General features: G+C 53.4%; 4 protein-coding genes. All 4 read left to right on the plus strand.

The window, feature by feature from the left end:
* The first annotated feature begins 60 nt into the window (after positions 1-60).
* The 4 genes from CWC22_RS04710 to CWC22_RS04725 are packed head-to-tail and all read left to right on the plus strand — an operon-like array spanning position 61 to position 25,856.
* A complete protein-coding gene (locus CWC22_RS04710) occupies positions 61-1,044 on the plus strand; it encodes a TauD/TfdA family dioxygenase (protein ID WP_138539532.1) in 984 nt (327 codons plus the stop codon).
* Between the two features lie 51 nt (positions 1,045-1,095).
* Positions 1,096-4,542, plus strand: a complete 3,447-nt coding sequence (locus CWC22_RS04715) for a non-ribosomal peptide synthetase (protein ID WP_138539531.1) — start codon at positions 1,096-1,098, stop codon at positions 4,540-4,542.
* Entirely contained in the window at positions 4,539-14,510 is a 9,972-nt protein-coding gene (locus CWC22_RS04720; protein ID WP_195879854.1) for a non-ribosomal peptide synthetase, read from the plus strand. Before CWC22_RS04715 ends, CWC22_RS04720 begins: the two co-directional genes overlap by 4 nt.
* Positions 14,511-14,555: 45 nt before the next feature.
* Positions 14,556-25,856, plus strand: coding sequence for a non-ribosomal peptide synthetase (locus CWC22_RS04725; protein WP_195879855.1), 11,301 nt, complete (start codon positions 14,556-14,558; stop codon positions 25,854-25,856).
* Positions 25,857-26,041: the final 185 nt, after the last annotated feature.

The raw sequence follows: 26,041 nt of genomic DNA on the forward strand, positions 1-26,041 counted from the left end.
TTTATCGGTGCGTCATGGGAGTCATGGCGCACCGACTTATAATGACAAAAAGGAACCCGTATGGCTTTGACTATCACTATGCCCGAGGTCGCAAAATTAAACGACCAGGCACACAGTCCGGTAGTGATACAGTTACATCAGGATAGTGCACCGTATGAGCAAGTCGTTGCTTTGCAAGACACGATTGAGCAACACCTGGCGGATGCCGGGGCGGTACTGCTGCGTGGTGGTAACTTTGGCTCACCCGCTCAGGTCGAACAACTGGCTGCCTGTTTTATGACACAGGTGCTGACCAATAATACCGAGCATCGTCCGGCAAGCACCAATGGTAATGTGCAACGACCGGTTGAATACTCAGAGTCTGAATTCCTTCTTTGGCACAATGAAAATACCTTTAATCAACGCTTTCCCGGCCGTGCGATTTTTGCCTGCGAACAACCCGCGCTGAGCGGTGGGCAAACACCGATAGCCGATGCCCGCTCTGTGCTGTCCCAGTTACCCGCCGATCTAGTTCAGGAGTTTATCGACAAACAGGTTATGTATGTCCGTAACTACCAGGCCGACGACTTTGTTGGGCTGGGCTGGAAAACCATTTTTCAAACGGAGAATAAGGCTGAGGTAGAGGCGAAATGTCGAGATCAGGCACTGGAGTTTGAGTGGCGCGGCGAGCAATTAACCACGCGCGCGATCCGACCGGCCGTGGTTATTCACCCTGCCACTCAGGCACCTTGTTGGGTGACCCAGGCACAGCACTGGCATTTCAGTTGCTTGAATGAGGATCTCAAGGAAAACCTGGCCATTATGTTTGACGATGAGGCCGATTATCCGCGCAACTGCTATTTTGGCAATGGCGACAGAATTTCCGATCAGACCATGGCCCAGATACTTCAGGTCTATCAGGCCAATCATCAGCAGTTCGACTGGCAGCAAGGTGATGTCATGTTGGTCGACAATATATTAAAAGCCCATGCCCGAAACCCGTATCAGGGTGCCAGAAAAATTTTGGTGTGTTTTGGCGATCCCATCAGTTTCTCTCAACTGTAATTCAGGGTCTCCCTTAGCCGTAATCAACCGCATTAAGTCAGGAATAGCGAAGTGAATATAACAGCATTAGTCGATCAGCTCATCGCAGCTGGCGTTAAACTCAAAATCAAAGACAATAACCTTGTCGTGAAGTTACCTAAAGTCATCTCGGCCGACCTGCGTGAGCAGATCATTGCGAATAAAACGCAATTGAAGGAGTACTATCTGGCAATGGCCAGCAGCGAAAGCCCGGCTGATCAGATTACTGTGCAACCACATAGCGAAGCCATGCCTTTGTCATTCTCTCAACAGGCGTTGTGGTTTTCAGAGCAAAGTGATAGTCAGGCCAATTACAATGTGCCTGTTAACTTAAAAATCACCGGTAAGTTTGATGTCGAGCTGGCACAACAAGCACTGAATGGCATTATGGATCGCCACCTGATCCTCAAAACGACGTATTCAACAGATGCCCAGGAGACACTCCGTCAGGTGATCCATCACGATGCTCAGCTGAGCATTCATCGTGAGACGTTGCCAGCAGCCCAGCTGGATGATGCAAAAATACAGTGTATCGTCAATGAAGAAGCACAACGCGGCTTTGATCTGCAGAATGAATTGCCGATCCGGTGTCGCGCGATAGCGCTGACGGGGGGATCAGAGCCGGTGACTTTATTGCTGTTAACCCTCCACCATATCGCGACGGATGGCTGGTCGATGGCCTTGCTGGTCAAAGAATTCACAACCCTGTATGAGAGCCTGATTAAAGGGGAAGCAGCACAGCTGACTGCGATGGACATTCAATATGCCGACTTTGCCCAGTGGCAGCATCAATATAACTCAGATAAATCAGCTAAGCAGTTAGACTACTGGCGCGCGCAGCTGGATGGCCTGCCGCATACTCATAGTCTGCCTCTGGATGGTCCGCGTGATAGCCAGGCCAGGGGGCAGGGGGGGATACTGAACAGAGTCCTGCCTGAAACAGTCAAACAGGGCTTGCAGACGCTGGCAAGTCGCTTTGATATGACCACCTTTATGCTATTGCATGCCGCTCTGGCACTGGTGTTTTCCCGTCACAGTCGGAGCCATGATATTGTTATTGGCAGTCCGCAGGCGAACCGCCAGAACCCACAGTTACATAACCTGATTGGTTTCTTCGTCAATACGCTGGTCTATCGGGTCAATACGGATCAGGCGTCTCTGGCGGATTATTTACATCATGTCAGACAGGTGCATATTGATGCACAATTGAATCAGGAGGTGCCGTTTGAAGCCCTTGTTCAGGCACTGACACCCTCCCGAACATCAGGCCAGACACCCTTATTTCAAATCATAGTCGACACCGACAATGATTATCAGCAGTCCAACACGTCAGGCCTGCCGGGTATTAAACTGGAGCCACTGACTCACAGTGCGGTCACAATTAAATATGACTTAGACTTAGCGCTGAAGATGACCGAGAGCGGAGTCAGTTGTTACTGGGCTTATGATCGGGGGCTGTTCACTGAGCACCATGTCGGCCAACTGGCGGACGATCTGTGCAATGTCCTGACTCATCTGAGTCAGCCATCACCAGCTTCTGACATGACACTGCAAGCGCTCTACGCCAGTATGGCCGGGAACACACTGACACCGGAGATAAATACCTCGTCATCAGCAACGCATTCAATCCTGGAGCAGGTTTCACAGATTGCACAGTTCGCACCTGAGCGTGTGGCTGCACAGTACCAACAACACAGTCTGAGCTATGCGGCTTTGGAGGCGCGGGGGAACAAGCTGGCTGACTGGCTGATAGCACAGAACTACGGTGGTCGTGACAAGATCATTGCCATTGAAGCCAGCCGCACACTCGATACTCTGGTTGCCATTTTGGCTATCTGGAAAGCGGGGTGTGCCTACCTGCCGATTGATCCGGCACATCCACAACAGCGGATCCAGTTTATGCTTGAAGACAGCTGCGCGATTGCGGTATTAGGTCGTGCAGGTACGAGCGCCCTGCAAACTGCTGCCGGTCAAAGTGCAGTCCCGTATCTCGATATGACGCAGTGCGATGAAGCAGACCTTGTTGCGGGCAGCGTAAGACAAACTTCACCGGATGCAGACAGCCTGGCCTATGTGATTTATACCTCAGGCACCACCGGGAAGCCGAAAGGGGTGATAATTGAACACGCTAACCTGAATCATTATCTGACGCACCTGAACACTCAGTTAGCAGCACAAGTGACCGATGGTGTAGTCAGTACATCACTGAGCTTTGATGCTACCGTAACAAGCCTGTTTATGCCGTTACTCAGAGGTGGCGTGGTTAACCTAACCTGTGACGAAGATAAAGCATGTGAACAGGTGGTACAGGCGCTGGAGACGGCACAAGCCGCATTGCTATTTAAACTGACACCCGCACATCTGCAACTGATAGCCGCTAAAATGACACAACAAAATTCCCACAAGCACGTCATTATTCTAGGTGGAGAGCAGCTCAATTTAGACACCATTGCGCAGTTACGCAGCTACCTGCCTGAGACGGTGTTTGTAAACGAGTACGGGCCTACAGAAACGACGGTCGGCAGTCACTGGAAGTGTATCGAGGAAGGCCATCAGACGCCTATTTCTATGGGCGCACCGATAACAAATATGCAAGGTATTGTGCTGGATGAAGAAGGCCAGCCAGTTCCCCCTTACGCCATCGGGGAGCTATACCTGACGGGGCCGGGAGTGGCCCGTGGTTATCTTAATCGACCTCAGTTAAGTGCCGAGCGGTTCATTGATAACCCGGCCTACCAGAGCGGCCAGCCGGCCTGTTACCGCAAGCTATATAAAACCGGTGACCTGGTCAGAACGCTGGGCAATTCAGAAATGACTTTTATCGGGCGTATCGATGAGCAGGTTAAGCTCAACGGATACCGAATTGAGCTCGAAGAAGTGAAGCGCCAGATAGCAGAGCAGGGGTTAGTCGAGCAGGCAGAAGTTCTGTTGGTTGAACAACAAGCGCAGATGCGACTGGTGGCCTTCATTGAACTGACTTCTGAAGGGACACTGCTGGTAAATCAGCAGGGCGAGGCGGCTATGACCGAAGGTCTGATACAGGCGTTGGCCGAGCAGCTACCAGAATACATGATCCCGGCTGACTATCTGGTGATTGAGCACTGGCCTTTGACGGTCAATGGCAAGCTCGACAGCAATCAGTTGGCGCAACTGGCAACAACTCAGCAAAGCGCGGTGTATGCAGCGCCAGAGACGGAAATGGAAGCCCATATTAACCAACTCTGGGCCGATATTCTGTCGTTGCAGGAGCGGGAAATTGGTCGTGACGGACATTTCTTCAAGCTCGGTGGTAACTCTATTTTGCTGATAAAAATGCTCGGTAGTTTGAAAAAGCAATGGGGCATTTCGCTTGCATTTAATGAGGTCTTTAATCGCGTGGTGCTGCGAGATCTGGCCCAGTACGTCCAGCAGAAAGTGACTGAAAAGCAAGCCCAAGAGGCATTGGAAGAAAAAGCCACAGAGGCGGAGGGGTGGTTATGATAGCCAAGCAAATTATTGATGAAGCGATTGCCAGTGATATTTTACTGTTTACCGAAGCGGGTAAGCTGGGCTTTAAGCAAAAATCCGCAGCACCTTTTCCAGAGGCGCTGAAAAAGCAAATTCAGGCCCATAAAGCGGACATCATCGCGTTTCTGGCAAACCAGCACAATGACCTCGACATTCCACAGCGGCCTGCTGACAAGACGCGACTGCCCTTGTCGAACGCGCAGCAAAGGCTGTGGTTTATCGACAGCCTGAAGCAGGGGTCGGCCGAGTATAACCAACCATTGGCGTTTACGGTGAGCGGGCAACCGGATCTGACAAAGATTGAAGCCGTTCTGAATGTCATTGTTGAAAGGCATGAAATCTTACGAACGACTTACCATCAGGATGACACGGGGGCTTACCAACAGGTGAACACCAGTCAGCCATGCCGGGTAAAGGTCCATGACTTGTCACAGGTCGATAACTGGCCGTCACAGATAGCCGAGGTGATCGCCACTGAGTCGGCAAAGTGTTTTGACCTGAGCGCGGATCTGATGCTCCGGGTCGACTACTTTAAGGCACCTGCCACTGAAGAGACGAGCGGTGTGCTGTTATTCAATACCCATCACATTGCCTCCGATGGCTGGTCACAGCAAATTTTACTGCGTGAGTTTGTGACTGTGTATGAGCAGCTCAACGCCGGGCAAAGTGCTGAACTGGCCCCGCTGGAAATCCAGTATGGCGATTTTGCACTGTGGCAGCAGCAACGCGCAGAGAATGGTGCGCTGGATGACGCCTTGTCTTACTGGCAGCAGCAGCTGGACGATGCGCCACTGGTGCATGACCTGCCATTGTGTCAGACGCGTCCGGCGACCAAACAACATGCCGGTGGCCATGTTCAGGGTCGGCTGGCAAGCAAGGTTGCGCAGCCTTTGCTGGCCCTGGCACTACGCCTTCAGGTCACACCGTTTATGCTGATGCATGCCTTGTTGTCGTTATTATTGAGTCGTTATAGTAACAGCACTGATATCGTGATTGGCACACCCGTGGCGAACCGCATTTTGCCGCAACTGGACAAGCTGATCGGCTTTTTTGTCAATACTCTGCCATTGCGTGTGGACACTGACCAGCAGAACTTGCATGAGCTGGTGGCGCACGTTAAAGAGGTCCACCTGGCAGCTCAGCAGCACCAGCAGGTGCAATTTGATCAGCTGGTAGAGCACCTAAATATCCCGCGCAGCGTACAGTATGCGCCTCTGTGTCAGATTATGCTCACCACAGCAAGCGAGTTTGGCATTAATCAGAACCGCAATATGTTGGCTGCTGCACTGGCCTCTGACGGACTGGCACTGGCGCCTTTTGGAGTAGAGCGGGTGGTTGCCAGGTTCGATATTGATATGCATATCAATATCAGCGATGGTGGCGTTGAGCTGGACTGGCTGTATGACAGCAGCATTTTTTCTCATGCTTTTATTGCCCGGTTGAATCAGAACTTTGCAGCCTTGCTGTGTCAGGTGAGTGCGCAAGGTGAAGCGGATCTACCATTAGGCGACATTTCGACCTTGTGTGACTCTGAGCGTCAGCAATTGGTTAGTACAGGGGAGCAGCAGCGTCTTGAGTATGATACCAGCCGCTGCATTCACCATTTATTTGAACAGCAGGTGGAGGCTGCACCGGAGGCAACTGCCCTGGTGTTCCAGAACCAATCCATCAGTTACGCCGAGCTAAACCAGCGGGCCAATCAGCTGGCCCATTACCTGTTGAGTGAGCAACAGATCACACCTGAAACCCTGGTAGGGGTATGTAGCAGCCGCTCTATGGAGATGATGGTGAGCATGCTGGCGATACTCAAAGCAGGCGGAGCCTATGTCCCACTAGACCCGGATTATCCGGCCAGCCGTTTGAGCTATATGGCAGCCGACGCGGGTCTTAAGCAAGTGATTGGGTATGGCAGTGGCCTGACCGTGGCTCAGACCTTAATGAGTGAACAAGCCGGCACCGCCATAGATATTGCAGCCCTGACGCTTGATGACTATCCACATCACAATCCGGCGCTGGATGAGATTTGTAACGACAGCCTGGCCTATGTGATCTATACCTCAGGTTCAACCGGCCAGCCCAAGGGCGTGCAGCTTATTCATCAGGGCGCAGTAAACCTGGCTCACAACCAGCAGGCCCGTTTTGCTACCTGTGGCGACAGTAAGGTGCTGCAATTTGCATCCATCAGTTTTGATGCGGCGACCTGGGAGTGGCTGATGGCCTTGATCCCGGGGGGTACTCTGGTGATTGCCGACGAATCACAACGTACGGATGTACAGCAGCTGTCTGAGCTGTTAAAAACGCAGCAGATCACCCATGCAACTTTGCCACCGGCGTTGTTGTCGACCATGACGTTGCAGACAGATCTGGCGCTGCAATGTTTAATTGTGGCAGGGGAAGCCTGTGAAGAAAATGTGGTGGCACGCTGGCGCGCACATTATCCTTTCTATAATGCTTATGGCCCGTCGGAGACCTCTGTCTGTGCGACTGTGGGTGAAATTACCGATGACACCATACACATCGGCACACCTTTGTGTAATGTTCAGACCTATGTGCTGGATCAGCAACAGAACTTATTGCCTCAAGGTAGCTTAGGCGAGCTGTATGTCGGTGGCGACGGTCTGGCGCGTGGCTATCTGGGTCAGCCTGATCTGACGGCTGAGCGCTTTATTGACAATCCATTTTATGACCCCGAGGTGGCAGGCAGCTCGAAACGCTTGTATCGCACCGGCGATTTAGTGCGCTATCTGGCCGATGGCAACCTGGCCTTCGTGGGTCGTGCCGACGACCAAATTAAAATTCGCGGTTTCCGGGTTGAGCTGGGCGAGATAGCTCAGCAGCTGAGCCGCCAGACACAAGTAGACAGTGCACTGGTGCTGGCCAAGAACGGTCCGGCAGGCACCTATTTGGTGGCGTATGTCCAGCCTGTTGAGACCATCGCAGAGCAAGCACAGCCTGAGTTTATGGCTCAGACGCTGGCCACGCTGGCACAATCCTTACCGGATTACATGGTGCCTAAGCTGGGTGTGGTGATTGACGACTGGCCGCTGACTGCCAACGGTAAAGTAAACAAAAAAGCCCTGCCTGAAGCAGATACGTCGGCATTGCAGGGCACTTATGTGGCGCCGCAGGGGGAACGCGAGCAATTAGTGGTTACGCTGTGTGGCGAATTGCTGGCACAGCCTGCTGAGCAGCTTAGCGTCACGGCAAACTTTTTCACTCTGGGTGGGCATTCCCTGTTGCTTATGCAGCTGGCCAGCCGACTCAGACAACAAGGTTTTGAGGTGGATGCGCAGGCGTTGTTCGCTGCCCAGTCCTTACAGGAAATGGCACAGGGACTGAGCCGTGCCACAACAAGCGACGCAGATGAAAGCCGCAGCCTGATCCCGGCTGGTTGCACCGCCATTACGCCGGATATGGTGCCGCTGGCTTCACTGAGCCAGGCTGAGCTGAACGACATCGCCGCCGAGATCCCTGGGGGCATGGCCAACATTCAGGATATCTATCCGCTGGCGCCGTTACAGGAAGGGGTGCTGTTCGTACACAGTATGGACCCGGATAACGACCCTTATGTCACTAACTATCTTTATGAAATAAAAAGTGATGCGGCACTGACTCAGTTTACTGACAGCCTGAACTTTTTGCTGGCCCGTCATGATGTGCTGCGTACTGCCATTCTCTGGCAGGGTAAGCGTCAGGCATTGCAGGTGGTACAGCGCACAGTTACGCTGCCAGTGACACAGCTTGCCTGTGCTGAGGGACTGAGTGCACAGCAGACCATCACCGCGCTGGCCGATGGTCCACAGTGGCTGGATCTGGCTCTGGCACCATTGTTACGCTTGCAGGTGTGTCAGGATCCGGACACGGGTTCCCACTATGCACTATTACAGGCACACCACCTGATCATCGACCATGTTGCCATGGCGGTGATCCAGGATGAACTACACAGTTACAGCGCAGGTAAGGCACAGAGCTTGCCTGCGCCGGCGTCTTACCGCCAGTTTATCAGCGATACTCTGGCGCGCATGGAAACGCTCGATATAGAAGGGTTTTTCTCTGAGTCGCTGGGCCATATCAGCGAGCCGACACTGCCTTTTGGGTTGCAGGATACTCAGGGCAACGGCGACACTATTCAAGAGCATAAAGTGGCTCTGAGTGACGCGCTCAGTACCGCCATCCGCACTTATGCAAAACAGCATGAAGTCAGTCCGGCAGCGATTTTCCACGCCGCCTGGGCACTGGTGCTGGGGGCTTGCAGCAACCAGCAGGAAGTGGTGTTCGGCACCGTGATGAGCGGTCGGATGAATGGCGGCGCAGGTGTAGAACGCCTGCTGGGGATGTTGATCAACACCTTACCCGTGGCGGTTGAGTTACAGGGATCTTCGGTCGCAGACTATATTAAAGACGTGGACAAACGACTGAAAGCGTTGCTGCCTTATGAGCAGGTATCGCTGGCACAGGCGCAGAAACACAGCGCGGTGGGCTCAGATGGTCCGTTATTCAGCGCGATGCTGAACTATCGTCACACCGAGCGGGATGAAGCCGATACGCCAGCACAAGACAGCGATATTCAGGGTCTGAGCGCACAGGAGCGCACCAACTACCCGTTTAACTTATCAGTGAATGATTATGGCGCAGCCCATGTGTTCAGCCTGGACTTACAAATTGATGAGCAGGTCGAGATCAGCCGCATCGCAGAGTATGTGATTACGGCGCTGAGTCAGCTAACGGAAGCAACCCAAACACAACCAGTAAGTGAACTGAGCGTACTGCCGACGGATGAAGTGGCCAGATTACTGACACAGGGTCAGCGCAGCTTAGGCTACGACGACACGGCCTGTATTCACCATTTATTTGAACAACAGGCAGAGGCAGCGCCTGAGGCAACCGCCCTGGTGTTCCAGAACCAATCCATCAGTTATGAGACGCTCAATCAGCGTGCCAATCAGCTGGCCCATTATCTGCTGAGTGAGCAGCACATCACACCTGGCACCCTGATTGGGGTATGCAGCAGTCGTTCGGTAGAGATGGTGGTGAGCATACTGGCGATACTCAAAGCCGGTGGGGCGTATGTGCCACTGGACCCGAATTACCCGGCCAGCCGCCTGAGCTATATGGCGGTTGATGCAGGTCTGAAGCAAGTAATTGGGTATGGCAGTGGTCTGGCAGTAGCCCAGAGCCTGATGAGCGAACAGGCAGGCACCGCCATAGATATTGCGGTCCTGACGCTTGATGATTATCCGCTGCACACCCCCGCTTTGGAAACGCTTAGCGGTGATGCGCTGGCCTATGTGATTTATACCTCAGGCTCAACCGGTCAGCCCAAAGGCGTGCTGACCCCGCATCGTGCGGTACAGCGTCTTATTAGCATGCCGCATTTTATGACCCTGGACAGCGACACGGTATTCCTGCACAGCGCCAACATTGCCTTTGATGCGGCAACCATAGAGCTGTGGGGACCCTTACTCAATGGTGGACGTTGTGTGCTGTATCCGCAGGACCAGCTGGACATTCATGCACTCAATACACTGATTGACAGTCAGGCCATTAACAGCATGTGGCTGACGGCCGGTTTGTTCAGTGAGTGGAGCAACCACTGTGACGGTCGCACTTCTCTGCGTTATGTGCTGGCTGGCGGCGACATAGTCCACGGCGCCGATGTGATGCGGGTGCAGCAAGCATTGCCGCAGGCACAAGTCATCAACGGCTATGGCCCGACGGAAAACACCACCTTCAGCTGTTGTTACGCGATACCGACATTACATCAAAGTCAGGACATTGCCATAGGTACGCCACTGAATGGCGATCAGGCCCTGGTGCTAAGCGATGAACTGAGTTTGGTACCGTATGGCAGTGTGGGTGAATTGTGTGTGGGCGGCGACGGTCTGGCACAGGGTTATCTGAATCAGCCTGAGCTGACGGCCGAGCGCTTTATTGACAATCCATTTTATGACCCCAAGGTGGCAGGCAGCTCGAAACGCCTGTATCGCACCGGCGATTTAGTGCGCTACCTGGCCGATGGCAATCTGGCCTTCGTGGGCCGTGCCGACGACCAAATTAAAATTCGCGGCTTCCGGGTTGAACTGGGCGAGATAGCTCAACAGCTGAGCCGCCAGAGTGACATAGACAGTGCGCTGGTGCTGGCCAAAAACGGCCCGGCAGGCACCTATTTAGTGGCGTACGTCCAGCCAGTTGAGGCTGTTACAGAACAAGCACAGCCAGAGTTTATGACTCAGACGCTGGCCACGCTGGCACAATCCTTACCGGATTACATGGTGCCTAAGCTGGGTGTGGTGATTGACGAGTGGCCACTGACCGCCAACGGTAAAGTAAACAAAAAAGCTCTGCCTGAAGCGGATACCTCGGCGCTCCATGGTACCTATGTGGCACCCGCAAATGAGGTTGAACAGGCATTATGCCAGATCTGGGCGCAATTACTGGATTTAGAGGCCGGTCGTATCAGTACCACGGATAACTTCTTTGACCTCGGAGGGCACTCTTTACTTTCGGTAAGACTGGCCGCCGAGCTGCGAGCGCAGCTGGCCGTCGAGTTACCCATCAAAGTGCTGTTTAATGCTGCGACGATTGCAGATCAGGCCCGGGAAGTGGCAGCGCATCACGGAGAGCAGGTTCGCGAACAGATCACTGCACTGCCCAGAGCACTGCAGACAGATCCGCAGCTTGGTGAGCATAGCGCGTTCCCACTGTCTTTTGCCCAGCAACGTTTGTGGTTTATCGAACAGCTCCATAAGGGCTCGACGCAATACAATATGCCAGCTGCCTTTGATGTCAGCGGTACGCTGGATCTGACAGTGGTGGAAGCAGTGTTACAAACCATCATTGACCGCCACGAAGTACTTAAAACCGTTTATCGTGATGGTGAGCAGGGCGCAGAGCAGCTGATCCGTCAGGATGCCCGCTTTATCCTCAGTTATGATGATGTGCGGATGTGCAACGAAGCGCAGCAACAACAGGCCATCGCCACAGCCATGACGCAACAGCTTAATCAGCCGTTTGATCTGACCCGCGACGTGATGATCCGCGCCGGCTATATTCAGACTGCAGACAACGAAGGGGTGTTGCTGTTCAACATGCACCACATTGCCTCCGACGGTTGGTCGATGCAGGTATTGATCAAAGAATTTGTCCAGCTGTATCAGGCATACAGTCAGAAGCAGAGTAATCCACTGGCTCCTTTGGCCATTCAGTACGCGGATTATGCGCAGTGGCAACGGGATTACCTCAGTGATGCGGTGCTTGAACAACAGCTGGCGTACTGGCAGCAGCAACTGGCAGATGTGCCGCCGGTACACAGTTTACCGCTGGACTATCCGCGCCCGGATATCAAACAACATCAGGGTGCACAGGTTAAAAGCACGCTGAGCAAAGAAGTCGCACAGGGGCTGGCTGCACTGGCGAAGGCCGAAGGGCTGACGCCGTTTATGCTCCTTCATGGCGCTTTGTCTTTGCTGTTGTCGCGACACAGTAATGCCCGGGATATCGTCATTGGTACGCCGGTGGCCAACCGCATGCAGGCCGAGCTGGAACCGTTAATTGGGTTCTTCGTCAATACCTTAGTTTTGAATGTGAATACCGCTCACACAACCCTGGCGGAGTATCTGGCACACGTTAAAGCCGTCCATCTGGGCGCGCAATCAAACCAGGATGTGCCGTTCGAGCAGCTGGTTGAGCAGCTGAATGTACCGCGCAGTACGGCGCACACACCGCTGTTTCAGGTGATGCTGACAACCCGCACCGATTATGGTCTGACCGGAGAAGTCGAAGACAGTGCCTGGTCGCTGGGTGGGGCTCAGCTGAGTCCTCGCAGTGATGGCTCGGTCGTGGCCAAGTTTGACCTGGATGTGAATATGGCGTTGAGTGAGACCGGGGTTGAACTATGCTGGACCTATGACACGGCCTTGTTCAGCGAAGCACACATTGACACCCTTAATCGTCACCTGGGCACCTTACTGACGACGCTGACACACAGCGACAGTGTGAGTCTGCTCGCTCAGGCACCGGGCACCCTGACCTTGCTCTGTGATGCAGAGCAGCAGGCTTTGCTGGTATCACCAAATCAGAGCGAACAAAATTATGATGCCACACTGAGCATTCATCAGGCCTTTGAGCAACAGGTTGCGGCAGCGCCCGAGGCAACCGCCCTGGTGTTCCAGGATCAATCCATTAGCTATGAGGCGCTCAATCAGCGGGCCAATCAGCTGGCTCATTACCTGCTGAGTGAGCAGCACATCACACCTGGCACCCTGATTGGAGTATGCAGCAGCCGATCGGTAGAGATGGTGGTGAGCATACTGGCGATACTCAAAGCCGGTGGCGCATATGTGCCACTGGACCCGAATTACCCGGCCAGTCGCCTGAGTTATATGGCAGTTGATGCAGGCCTGAAGCAAGTGATTGGGTATGGCAGTGGGCTGGCCGTGGCCCACTGCCTGATGAACGAACAAGCGGGCACCGCCATAGATATTGCGGCCCTTGAGTTGGATGATTATCCGCTGCACAACCCCGCTCTGGAAACGCTTAGCGGTGATGCGCTGGCTTATGTGATTTACACCTCAGGCTCAACCGGTCAGCCCAAAGGCGTGCTGACCCCGCATCGTGCGGTACAGCGTCTTATTAGCACGCCGCACTTTATGACCCTGGACAGCGACACGGTATTCCTGCATAGCGCCAATATTGCTTTTGATGCGGCAACCATAGAGCTGTGGGGACCCTTACTCAATGGTGGACGTTGTGTGCTGTATCCGCAGGACCAGCTGGACATTCATGCACTCAACACACTGATTGATAGTCAGGCCATTAACAGTATGTGGCTGACGGCCGGTCTGTTCAGTGAGTGGAGCCACCACTGTGACGGTCGCACCTCTTTACGTTATGTACTGGCTGGCGGCGACATAGTCCACGGCGCCGATGTGATGCGGGTGCAGCAGGCATTGCCGCAGGCACAAGTCATCAACGGCTATGGCCCGACGGAAAACACCACCTTCAGCTGTTGTTACGCGATACCGACATTACATCAAAGTCAGGACATTGCCATAGGTACGCCACTGAATGGCGATCAGGCCCTGGTGCTAAGCGATGAACTGAGTTTGGTACCGTATGGCAGTGTGGGTGAATTGTGTGTGGGCGGCGACGGTCTGGCACAGGGTTATCTGAATCAGCCTGAGCTGACGGCCGAGCGCTTTATTGACAATCCATTTTATGACCCCAAGGTGGCAGGCAGCTCGAAACGCCTGTATCGCACCGGCGATTTAGTGCGCTACCTGGCCGATGGCAATCTGGCCTTCGTGGGCCGTGCCGACGACCAAATTAAAATTCGCGGCTTCCGGGTTGAACTGGGCGAGATAGCTCAACAGCTGAGCCGCCAGAGTGACATAGACAGTGCGCTGGTGCTGGCCAAAAACGGCCCGGCAGGCACCTATTTAGTGGCGTACGTCCAGCCAGTTGAGGCTGTTACAGAACAAGCACAGCCAGAGTTTATGACTCAGACGCTGGCCACGCTGGCACAATCCTTACCGGATTACATGGTGCCTAAGCTGGGTGTGGTGATTGACGACTGGCCACTGACCGCCAACGGTAAAATAAACAAAAAAGCCCTGCCTGAAGCAGATAGCAGCGCGCTTCAGGATACCTATGTGGCACCTGAAAATGACATTGAGCAGACCTTGTGTGAGATCTGGTCTCAGCTGTTGGGCATAGCGCATCAGGACATTAGCACGCAAAGCCACTTCTTCGACTTGGGCGGCCATTCGCTGCTGGTCGTGAAACTGGCAACTCAGGTGCGTGAAACCTTCAACATTGAGTTCAGTATTCAGGAGCTCTACGACGCAACCAGGATCTGCGATCAGGCGGTCCACATTGAATATTTGCAGCTTAAGTCTAATCGCGACACGCAAACAGAAGCGTGTGAAGAGCTGGAATGGTAACCACGGCGTCCGACATTTAATCGACAGAATTTTAAGAAGAAAACAATGAATACAATTAAAAAGTTAATCATAGAACTAGAAAAACAGGGCGTCAGTTTTTATCTCGACAATGGCAAGCTCAAGTCAAAAGCCAGACAAGGTGCAATCACACCTCAGATAGCCGCTCAGGTAAAACAAAATAAGGCGGCATTGATTGAATTTTTAGCCTCAGAGCAACAGCAAAATACTCAGGTGCGCGCTAAAGTCACACCCAGAGTCGCATCGGATATCGCACCACTGTCTTTTGCCCAGCAGCGCCTGTGGTTTATTGATCAGCTCCATAAGGGGTCGTCGCAGTATAATATGCCGGCTGCCTTTGATGTCAGCGGTACGCTGGATCTGACAGTGGTGGAAGCAGTGTTACAAACCATCATTGACCGCCACGAAGTACTTAAAACCGTTTATCGTGATGGCGAGCAGGGCGCGGAGCAGCTGATCCGTCAGGATGCCCGCTTTACCCTCAGTTATGATGATGTGCGGATGTGCAACGAAGCGCAGCAGCAACAGGCTATCACCACAGCCATGACGCAACAGCTTAATCAGCCATTTGATCTGACCCGCGACGTGATGATCCGCGCCGGTTATATTCAGACTGCAGACAATGAAGGGGTGTTGCTGTTTAACATGCACCACATTGCCTCCGATGGCTGGTCGATGCAGGTCTTGATTAAAGAATTTGTCCAGCTGTATCAGGCATACAGTCAGAAGCAAAGTAATCCACTGGCTCCTTTGGCCATTCAGTACGCGGATTATGCGCAGTGGCAACGGGATTACCTCAGTGATGCGGTGCTTGAACAGCAGCTTGAGTATTGGCAGCAACAACTGGCAGATTTGCCCCCGGTACACAGCTTACCGCTGGACTATCCGCGTCCGGACATCAAACAACATCAGGGTGCACAGGTTAAAAGCACGCTGAGCAAAGAAGTGGCACAGGGGCTGGCTGCGCTGGCTAAGGCCGAAGGACTGACGCCGTTTATGCTCCTTCATGGCGCTTTGTCTTTGCTGTTGTCGCGCCACAGTAATGCCCGGGATATCGTCATTGGTACGCCGGTGGCCAACCGCATGCAGGCCGAGCTGGAGCCGTTAATTGGCTTCTTCGTCAATACCTTAGTTCTGAATGTTAATACCGCTCAGGCAACCCTGACGGAGTATCTGGCACACGTTAAAGCCGTCCATCTGGGCGCGCAGTCAAACCAGGATGTGCCGTTCGAGCAGTTGGTTGAGCAGCTGAATGTACCGCGCAGCACGGCGCACACACCGCTGTTTCAGGTGATGCTGACAACCCGCACCGATTATGGTCTGACCGGGGAAGTCGAAGACAGTGCCTGGTCGCTGGGTGGGGCTCAGCTGAGTCCTCGCAGTGATGGCTCGGTCGTGGCCAAGTTTGACCTGGATGTGAATATGGCGCTGAGCGAGACCGGCGTTGAGCTGTGCTGGACCTATGACACAGCCTTGTTCAGCGAAGCACATATTGACACCCTTAATCGTCATCTGGGCACTTTACTGACGACGCTGACACACAGCGACAGTGCGAGCCTGCTCGCTCAGGCACCGGGCACCCTGACCTTGCTCTCTGATACAGAGCAGCAGACTTTGCTGGTATCACCAAATCAGAGTGAACAAAATTATGATGCCACACTGAGCATTCATCAGGCCTTTGAGCAACAGACTGAGGCAGCGCCCGAGGCAACCGCCCTGGTGTTCCAGAACCAATCCATTAGTTACGCCGAGCTCAATCAGCGGGCCAATCAGCTGGCCCATTACCTGCTGAGTGAGCAGCAGGTCACACCTGAAACCCTGATAGGGGTATGCAGCAGCCGCTCGGTAGAGATGGTGGTGAGCATACTGGCGATACTCAAAGCCGGTGGCGCGTATGTGCCACTGGATCCGAATTACCCGGCCAGCCGCCTGAGCTATATGGCGGTTGATGCAGGTCTGAAGCAAGTAATTGGGTATGGCAGTGGTCTGGCAGTAGCCCAGAGCCTGATGAGCGAACAGGCGGGCACCGCCATAGATATTGCGGCTCTGACGCTTGATGACTATCCGCTGCACAACCCCGCTTTGGAAACGCTTAGCGGTGATGCGCTGGCTTATGTGATTTACACCTCAGGCTCGACGGGTCAGCCCAAAGGCGTGCTGACCCCACATCGTGCGGTACAGCGTCTTATTAGCACGCCGCATTTTATGACCCTGGACAGCGACACGGTATTCCTGCACAGCGCCAACATTGCCTTTGATGCGGCAACCATAGAGTTGTGGGGACCTTTACTCAATGGTGGACGTTGTGTGCTGTATCCGCAGGACCAGCTGGACATTCATGCACTCAACACACTGATTGATAGTCAGGCCATTAACAGTATGTGGCTGACGGCCGGTCTGTTCAGTGAGTGGAGCCACCACTGTGACGGTCGCACCTCTTTACGTTATGTACTGGCTGGCGGCGACATAGTCCACGGCGCCGATGTGATGCGGGTGCAGCAGGCATTACCGCAGGCACAAGTCATCAACGGCTATGGCCCGACGGAAAACACCACCTTCAGCTGTTGTTACGCGATACCGACATTACATCAAAGTCAGGACATTGCCATAGGTACGCCACTGAATGGCGATCAGGCCCTGGTGCTAAGCGATGAACTGAGTTTGGTACCGTATGGCAGTGTGGGTGAATTGTGTGTGGGCGGCGACGGTCTGGCACAGGGTTATCTGAATCAGCCTGAGCTGACGGCCGAGCGCTTTATTGACAATCCATTTTATGACCCCAAGGTGGCAGGCAGCTCGAAACGCCTGTATCGCACCGGCGATTTAGTGCGCTACCTGGCCGATGGCAATCTGGCCTTCGTGGGCCGTGCCGACGACCAAATTAAAATTCGCGGCTTCCGGGTTGAACTGGGCGAGATAGCTCAACAGCTGAGCCGCCAGAGTGACATAGACAGTGCGCTGGTGCTGGCCAAAAACGGCCCGGCAGGCACCTATTTAGTGGCGTACGTCCAGCCAGTTGAGGCTGTTACAGAACAAGCACAGCCAGAGTTTATGACTCAGACGCTGGCCACGCTGGCACAAACCTTACCGGATTACATGGTGCCTAAGCTGGGTGTGGTGATTGACGACTGGCCACTGACCGCCAACGGTAAAGTAAACAAAAAAGCCCTGCCTGAAGCAGACACATCGGCATTGCAGGGGACTTATGTGGCGCCACAGGGGGAGCGTGAGCAATTAATGGTTACGCTGTGTGGCGAATTGCTGGCACAGCCCGCTGAGCAGCTGAGCGTCACGGCAAACTTTTTCACTCTGGGTGGGCATTCCCTGTTGCTTATGCAGCTGGCCAGCCGACTCAGACAACAAGGTTTTGAGGTGGATGCACAAGCGCTGTTCGCTGCCCAGTCCTTACAGGAGATGGCACAGGGGCTGAGCCTTGCTACTACAGGCGACACAGATGAAAGCCGCAGCCTGATCCCGACCGGTTGCACCGCCATTACGCCGGATATGGTGCCGCTGGCTGCACTGAGCCAGGCTGAGCTGAACGACATCGCCGCCGAGATCCCTGGGGGCATGGCCAACATTCAGGATATCTATCCGCTGGCGCCGTTACAGGAAGGGGTGCTGTTCGTACACAGTATGGACCCGGATAACGACCCTTATGTCACTAACTATCTTTATGAAATAAAAAGTGATGCGGCACTGACTCAGTTTACTGACAGCCTGAACTTTTTGCTGGCCCGTCATGATGTGCTGCGTACTGCCATTCTCTGGCAGGGTAAGCGTCAGGCATTGCAGGTGGTACAGCGCACAGTTACGCTGCCAGTGACACAGCTTGCCTGTGCTGAGGGACTGAGTGCACAGCAGACCATCACCGCGCTGGCCGATGGTCCACAGTGGCTGGATCTGGCTCTGGCACCATTGTTACGCTTGCAGGTGTGTCAGGATCCGGACACGGGTTCCCACTATGCACTATTACAGGCACACCACCTGATCATCGACCATGTTGCCATGGCGGTGATCCAGGATGAACTACACAGTTACAGCGCAGGTAAGGCACAGAGCTTGCCTGCGCCGGCGTCTTACCGCCAGTTTATCAGCGATACTCTGGCGCGCATGGAAACGCTCGATATAGAAGGGTTTTTCTCTGAGTCGCTGGGCCATATCAGCGAGCCGACACTGCCTTTTGGGTTGCAGGATACTCAGGGCAACGGCGACACTATTCAAGAGCATAAAGTGGCTCTGAGTGACGCGCTCAGTACCGCCATCCGCACTTATGCAAAACAGCATGAAGTCAGTCCGGCAGCGATTTTCCATGCCGCCTGGGCATTGGTGCTGGGGGCTTGCAGCAACCAGCAGGAAGTGGTGTTCGGCACCGTGATGAGCGGTCGGATGAATGGCGGCGCAGGTGTAGAACGCCTGCTGGGCATGTTGATCAACACCTTACCCGTGGCGGTTGAGTTACGGGGATCTTCGGTCGCAGACTTGATTAAAGATGTAGACAAGCGATTGAAAGCGTTGCTGCCTTATGAGCAGGTATCGCTGGCACAGGCGCAGAAACACAGCGCGGTGGGCTCAGACGGTCCGTTATTCAGCGCGATGCTGAACTATCGTCACACCGAGCGGGATGAAGCCGATACGCCAGTGCAGGACAGTGATATTCAGGCGCTGAGTGCACAGGAGCGCACCAACTATCCGTTTAACTTATCGGTCAATGATTACGGTGCAGCCCATGTGTTCAGCCTGGACTTACAAATTGATGAGCAGGTCGAGATCAGCCGCATTGCAGAGTATGTGATTACGGCGCTGAGTCAGCTAACGGAAGCAACCCAAACACAACCAGTAAGTGAACTGAGCGTACTGCCGACGGATGAAGTGGCCAGATTACTGACACAGGGTCAGCGCAGCTTAGGCTACGACGACACGGCCTGTATTCACCATTTATTTGAACAACAGGCAGAGGCAGCGCCTGAGGCAACCGCCCTGGTGTTCCAGGACCAATCCATCAGTTACGCCGAGCTAAACCAACGGGCCAATCAGCTGGCCCATTACTTGCTGAGTGAGCAGCAGATCACAGCTGAAACCCTAATAGGGGTATGCAGCAGCCGCTCGATGGAAATGATGGTGAGCATGCTGGCGATACTCAAAGCCGGTGGGGCGTACGTGCCACTGGATCCGGATTATCCGGCCAGCCGTCTGAGCTATATGGCAGCCGACGCGGGCCTGAAGCAAGTAATTGGGTATGGCAGTGGTCTGACCGTGGCTCAGAGCCTGATGAGCGAACAAGCGGGCACCGCTATAGATATTGCAGCTCTGGCGCTTGATGACTATCCGCAGCACAACCCGGCTCTGGATGAGATCAGCAGTGACAGTCTGGCTTATGTGATTTACACCTCAGGTTCAACCGGTCAGCCTAAGGGCGTGCAGCTTATTCATCAGGGCGCAGTGAACCTGGCTCACAACCAGCAAGCCCGTTTTGCTACCTGTGCCGACAGTAAGGTGTTGCAATTCGCATCCATCAGTTTTGATGCGGCGACCTGGGAATGGCTGATGGCCTTGATCCCGGGGGGTACCCTGGTGATTGCCGACGAATCACAACGTACGGACGTACAGCTGCTGTCTGAGCTGTTAAAAACGCAGCAGATCACCCATGCGACTTTGCCACCGGCGTTGTTATCGACCATGACGTTGCAGACAGATCTGGCGCTGCAATGTTTAATTGTGGCAGGGGAAGCCTGTGAAGAAAATGTGGTGGCTCGCTGGCGGGCACATTATCCTTTCTATAATGCTTATGGCCCGTCGGAGACCTCAGTCTGTGCGACTGTGGGTGAAATTACCGATGACACCATACATATCGGCACACCTTTGTGTAATGTTCAGACCTATGTGCTGGATCAGCAACAAAACTTATTGCCTCACGGTAGCTTAGGTGAGCTGTATGTCGGTGGTGACGGCCTGGCGCGTGGCTATCTGGGTCAGCCCGAGATGACGAACGAGCGCTTTATTGACAATCCATTTTATGACCCTGAGGTGGCAGGCAGCTCAAAACGCCTGTATCGCACCGGCGATTTAGTGCGCTACCTGGCCGATGGCAACCTGGCCTTCGTGGGCCGTGCCGACGACCAAATTAAAATTCGCGGCTTCCGGGTTGAGCTGGGTGAAATTGCTCAGCGACTCAGCCAGCTGACTAAAATTGACTCCGCGGTTGTGGTGGCCAAAAAAGGCGCATCGGGCAATGACTTGGTTGCTTATATACAGCCGACAGAGGTCGTCACAACTGAGGAGCAGAGTGACTTTATCAGTGCGACTTTGGCACAGCTTGCCGCTCAGGTGCCAGAGTATATGGTGCCTAAGCTGGCGGTGGTCATCGACGAGTGGCCATTGACGGCGAACGGAAAAATTAACAAAAAGGCGTTGCCTGAGCCGGATAAGGCACTGTTGCAAACCGCATATTGCGCGCCAAGAAACAACACCGAAGCCACGCTGTGTGTAATCTGGCAGGATTTACTGGGCGTAGAGCAAGTGGGAATACAGGATAACTTCTTTACTTTGGGTGGCGATTCCATCATTGCCATTCAAATGGTCGGGCGCGCCAGACAACAGGGTTTACACCTGAACGTAAAACAGCTGTTTGCTACTCCAAGTATTGCGACCTTGAGTGAACATGTTGAGTTTAGTACCCGAATCAATGCGCAGCAGGATGCGGTGACCGGGGAGATGCCATTGCTGCCAATCCAGCAGCGCTTCTTTGCGGCAAACCGGGCTGCGCCAAGTCATTATAATCAGTCATTATTGCTCAGCGCGCCGGGTAACTTAACAAGCCACTTTTCTGAGCTGGTAAACGCATTAGTTGAACGCCATGACGCGTTGCGACTGCGGTTTGCAGAGGTCGCCAGCTTTGTACCACTGTGCGACACGCAGGTGGCCAATATGCATCAGGTAGTTGATTTGAGTGACCTGAATGAGGCGGACTTCAGTGCTGAGGTTGAGCGTCAGTGTGATGCCTTGCAGCGGCAGCTGGATATAGAAAAGGGGCCATTGTGCAAGTTTGTGTATTTTTATGCCGGTGATGATAAGCCTGCACGGCTGTTTATGACCATTCATCACCTGGTTGTGGACGGGGTATCCTGGCGTATTCTGCTTCAGGATCTGGAAACCGCGCTGCAGGCAATCGAAACCGCACAGCCTATCCAGTTGGCGGAAAAAACCAGTTCTTATCAGGCCTGGGGCGAAGCGGTGAATGCGCTGGCGCAGTCCGAGGCTCTGAGTGAACAACAGACTTACTGGCGTGACAGACTGTCGTTGTTCCCAGCTCAGCCTTCAGCCAAAGTAGCGGCTGAGCAGTGGCAAAATGTGTCTTTCTCTTTGGATGAATCGGACACCCGGATATTACTGGCAGACTGTCAGCAGGTATTCCACAGTAATGTGGACACGCTGATGCTCAGTGCTTTCCTGCTGGCTTATCAGACCACCTTTGACAGACCTTTGCTGCGTGTTGATATGGAAAGTCACGGCCGGGAAGAAGCCTTGTTTGACGGGCTGGATGTGACTCAGACAATGGGCTGGTTTACCAATCTTTATCCGTTGATCCTCGGGGGTCAGCAAGATGACCTCATCGCAACCGTAAAGTCGGTAAAACAGACGCTGCAACAATTGCCTATGCATGGTTTAGGGTATGGATTATTAAAGTATATCCGGCAGGACGCTGAGATCTGTGCGTTGGATAAGCATAGTGTTGACCAGGCAATCGTCTTTAACTATCTGGGTAAACTAGACAATGTAACGGGCACGCAGGGGCGTCTGGCAATGGCGCAAGAATCGCGTGGCGCAGAGTCAGCCCCTGAGGCAGCCGACCTGCATCACTTAATGGTCAATGGTCAAAGTCAGGACAATCAGTTGAGATTTGATTTGAGCTTTGCGATGCCAAGTTATTCAGAGGCACAAATTGAGGCATTATCAGCCCGGTTTAAAGCGGTTTTACTTCAGCTAGTAGCTAAGGCCAAAGCCGGTGCTGAGTGTCAGACTTTGATTGTCGAGGATTTCCCGGCTGCGACACTGGAACAGGCTCAGCTGGACTCAGTGCAAGCTCAATACTCAGATATAGAAAGAGTGTATGTGGCAACGCCGATGCAACAGGGGATGATTTACCATGACTTACTTCAGCAAGATGCCAGTCTGTATACCACGCTGACACACTTTGAGCTTGATGGTGAGGTAGACACACCTGCTATGCAGCAGGCCTGGCAGAATGTGATTGCACGTCATGCAATCCTGCGCACCAGTTTCAGTGTGTTTGATGATGCAGATATTCATCAGGTGGTACATAACAATGCGCTCATTGAGATGGAAGTACTTGACTGGCAACATAAGTCCGCTGAGTTACTGGAAACCCAGCTCAGTGAGTTGCATCACGCCATTAAAGCCAAAGGGTTTGATTTTAATCTGGCCCCGTTGATGAGTCTGACACTGGTGCGTTTGCCCGCTCAAAAAGCCCAGCTTATCTGGTCTCATCACCATGTCTTGACCGATGGCTGGTGTCAGGCCACCTTGTTCTCTGAGGTACTGGGCTATTATCAGAGTCTGACCGGTGGGCAGCCTCTGACCTTGCCACCTGCTGCGAATTACGAGGATTACATTCAATGGTTATGTAGCCAAAATAGGGATGATGCGCGGGCTTTCTGGAATGCTGAACTGGCAGGAGTTAGTGCACCGACTACGTTGCAGTTACCTGCTGCAGCCAGTGACGTTCCGTGTTATGACGAAATCAAATGGAGTTGTGATGAAACGCTTACCCGTCAGCTGAGTCAATTTGCGCAAAATCAGCAGGTCACTGCGAATGCTGTGCTGCAACTAGTGTGGGCTTATACACTGCACCGCTACAGCGCGCAATCGGATGTATGCTTTGGCACCACCTTATCCGGGCGTCCGCCGGAAGTGGCAAATGTGGAGCAAATGATAGGGCTGTTTATTAATACGGTGCCGGTCAGAGTGCAACTGGACCATCAGGCCAGTATTGGTACTCAGCTTCAGCAAATGCACAAGGCACATAGTCAGCGTGAACAGCATAGTTACCTGCCGTTGCCGGAGATATTAAGTTGTGGCGGGCATGGTATTCAGGGGGCAATGTTCGATAGCTTGTTTGTGTTTGAGAATTTCCCGGCCGATCTGCATGATACCGGAGCTCAGGCGCAGCACAGCGGAGCAAGTCAGTTACAGGTGAACAGTGCTGCATCGATTGAATACACCAACTACCCGGTTGCTATGACTGCCTCGATGCAGGGAGTATTGAGCTTACGACTGAGCTTCCATGGCCATCAGTATGAGCGCGCCGATATGGAAGGTTTGTTGGGCCACTTTAATACGGCACTGAGCAATCTTATCGCACTCGATGCCACAGCATCGCTTGGCGAGATGGAGATTATGCAGCCTCAGGAGCAGCAAGCACTGCTCGCAGCACCGAAAATGGCCTATGCCGATGCGCAGTTGCACAGTGTGATTGCGCAGTTTGACCACCATGCCCGCGTGACGCCTGAGCGTCCGGCGCTGGTCATGGATAATCAAACGCTCAGCTATGCGGAACTGGATAAAATGGCAACCACTCTGGCTGCTCAATTAGTTCATGAATATGGTATACAACAGCGTGACCTGATAGGTTTATGTGTTGAGCGCTCAATCGACACTGTGGTGGGGATTTTGGCAATTCTCAAAGCCGGTGGGGCATATGTACCGTTAGATCCAAACAGTCCGGCAGAGCGTCTGAACTATATTATTAATGATGCCCACATTGCCCTGTGTCTGGCACAGCCTCAGTGTGCTGCAGCGCTCGACGAGGCGCAGTGTCAGGTGGTGAGCCTGGATGGCAAGGCATTGCTGAGTCAGGACCACGGCTTGACACTTGTGTTACCTGAGGTGTTACTGAGCGACCCAGCCTATGTGATCTATACCTCAGGATCGACAGGGGCGCCGAAAGGCGTGGTTCAGACTCATCGTAATATGGCACGCTTATTCGCCAGTGCGGCGGAGGACTTTTCGTTTAGCAATCAGGACACCTGGTGTTTGTTCCACTCCTATGCATTTGACTTCAGTGTCTGGGAGATTTGGGGAGCGCTTATTCACGGTGGTAAATTGTTGATCCCAACTCATCATCAGACTCGTGACACGGCTGCGTTTGTTGAGTTATGTCAGCAGCACCAGCTCAGTGTATTAAATCAGACTCCGAGCGCCTTTGGGGTGTTTGCTGAACATGTGGTTGCGCACGATATCAGCCTGCCGGCACTACGCTATGTGGTATTCGGGGGAGAAGCACTGCAAACACAGCATTTGCAAAGCTGGTGTCAGCATCCGGCAAATGCACAGGCCGAATTGATTAACATGTATGGGATCACCGAGACCACAGTGCATGTCACCTTTGCGCCTATTGCGCGCCAGGAGATTGATCAGATCCACATTGGCAGGCCGCTGGCGGATCAGGCTGTCTATATTCTTGATGCACAGCTGCAACCTGTGCCTGTGGGGGTCGCGGGTGAAATGTATGTCACAGGGGCCGGACTTGCCGATGGTTATTTGGGCCGTGAGGCTTTGAGTGCCGAGCGCTTTATCGACAACCCGCACTGTGTCGGTATGGGCTGCGAAAAACTGTATAAAACCGGAGATCTGGGTCGCCACCAGCGCGATGGGCGAATTCAGTTCATCGGTCGCATGGATGATCAGGTGCAGATCCGGGGTTTCAGGATTGAACTCGGTGAAGTCACGCATCAGTTAAGCAGTATCACCCATGTAGACAGTGCCGTAGTGATTGCCAGACAGAGCCAGGGGACTCAGGTTCTGCATGCTTATCTGAAGCTGGAACACAGTGTCGATGAGCAGCAGCATACACAGGAGATTGAGCGTATCAAGCGCGCAGCAGCGGCTTTCTTACCCGCATATATGGTACCTGAACAAATGACGCTGATGCAGGACTGGCCGCTGACGGTGAATGGCAAAATCGATAAAAAAGCACTGCCGCAACCGGGCGAAGGGGTGTCAGGCAGCAAGCAGGTTGCACCGTCCACAGAGACTGAGTGTCAGCTGCGGGATATCTGGGCGGAGTTACTGGATTATGATGGTGCACGGATCAGTGTTAATCAGTCTTTCTTTGAGCTGGGTGGACACTCACTGAGCTTAATGAAGCTGGTACAACGCCTGCATCAGGCCTTTAACGTCTCTGTGTCGATTAAAGAAGCCATTGAGCACGCACAAATCGATCAACTTGCGCAGCTCCTGGATAAGAAAATACTGGACTTGCAGCTGAGTGAAATTAACGAAGCTGAGCTGGACGAAGTCGAGTTCTAAGCAGTTATTCCTGGCTGCCAATGGCACCGGGATACCTGTTCATGATTGACAGCCTTGATCTCATGCATGAGATCAAGGCTGCTGTGCCGTGTTTGCACGGATAAAATGTTGTACAACTCTGTTCGAGCAATGCAGTATGAAAGCGCTCAACCCCGCCTGGCTTACGGGTCTTTTCGTTGTCAAGA

The organism is Pseudoalteromonas rubra (assembly GCF_005886805.2).
Classification (GTDB): domain Bacteria; phylum Pseudomonadota; class Gammaproteobacteria; order Enterobacterales; family Alteromonadaceae; genus Pseudoalteromonas; species Pseudoalteromonas rubra_D.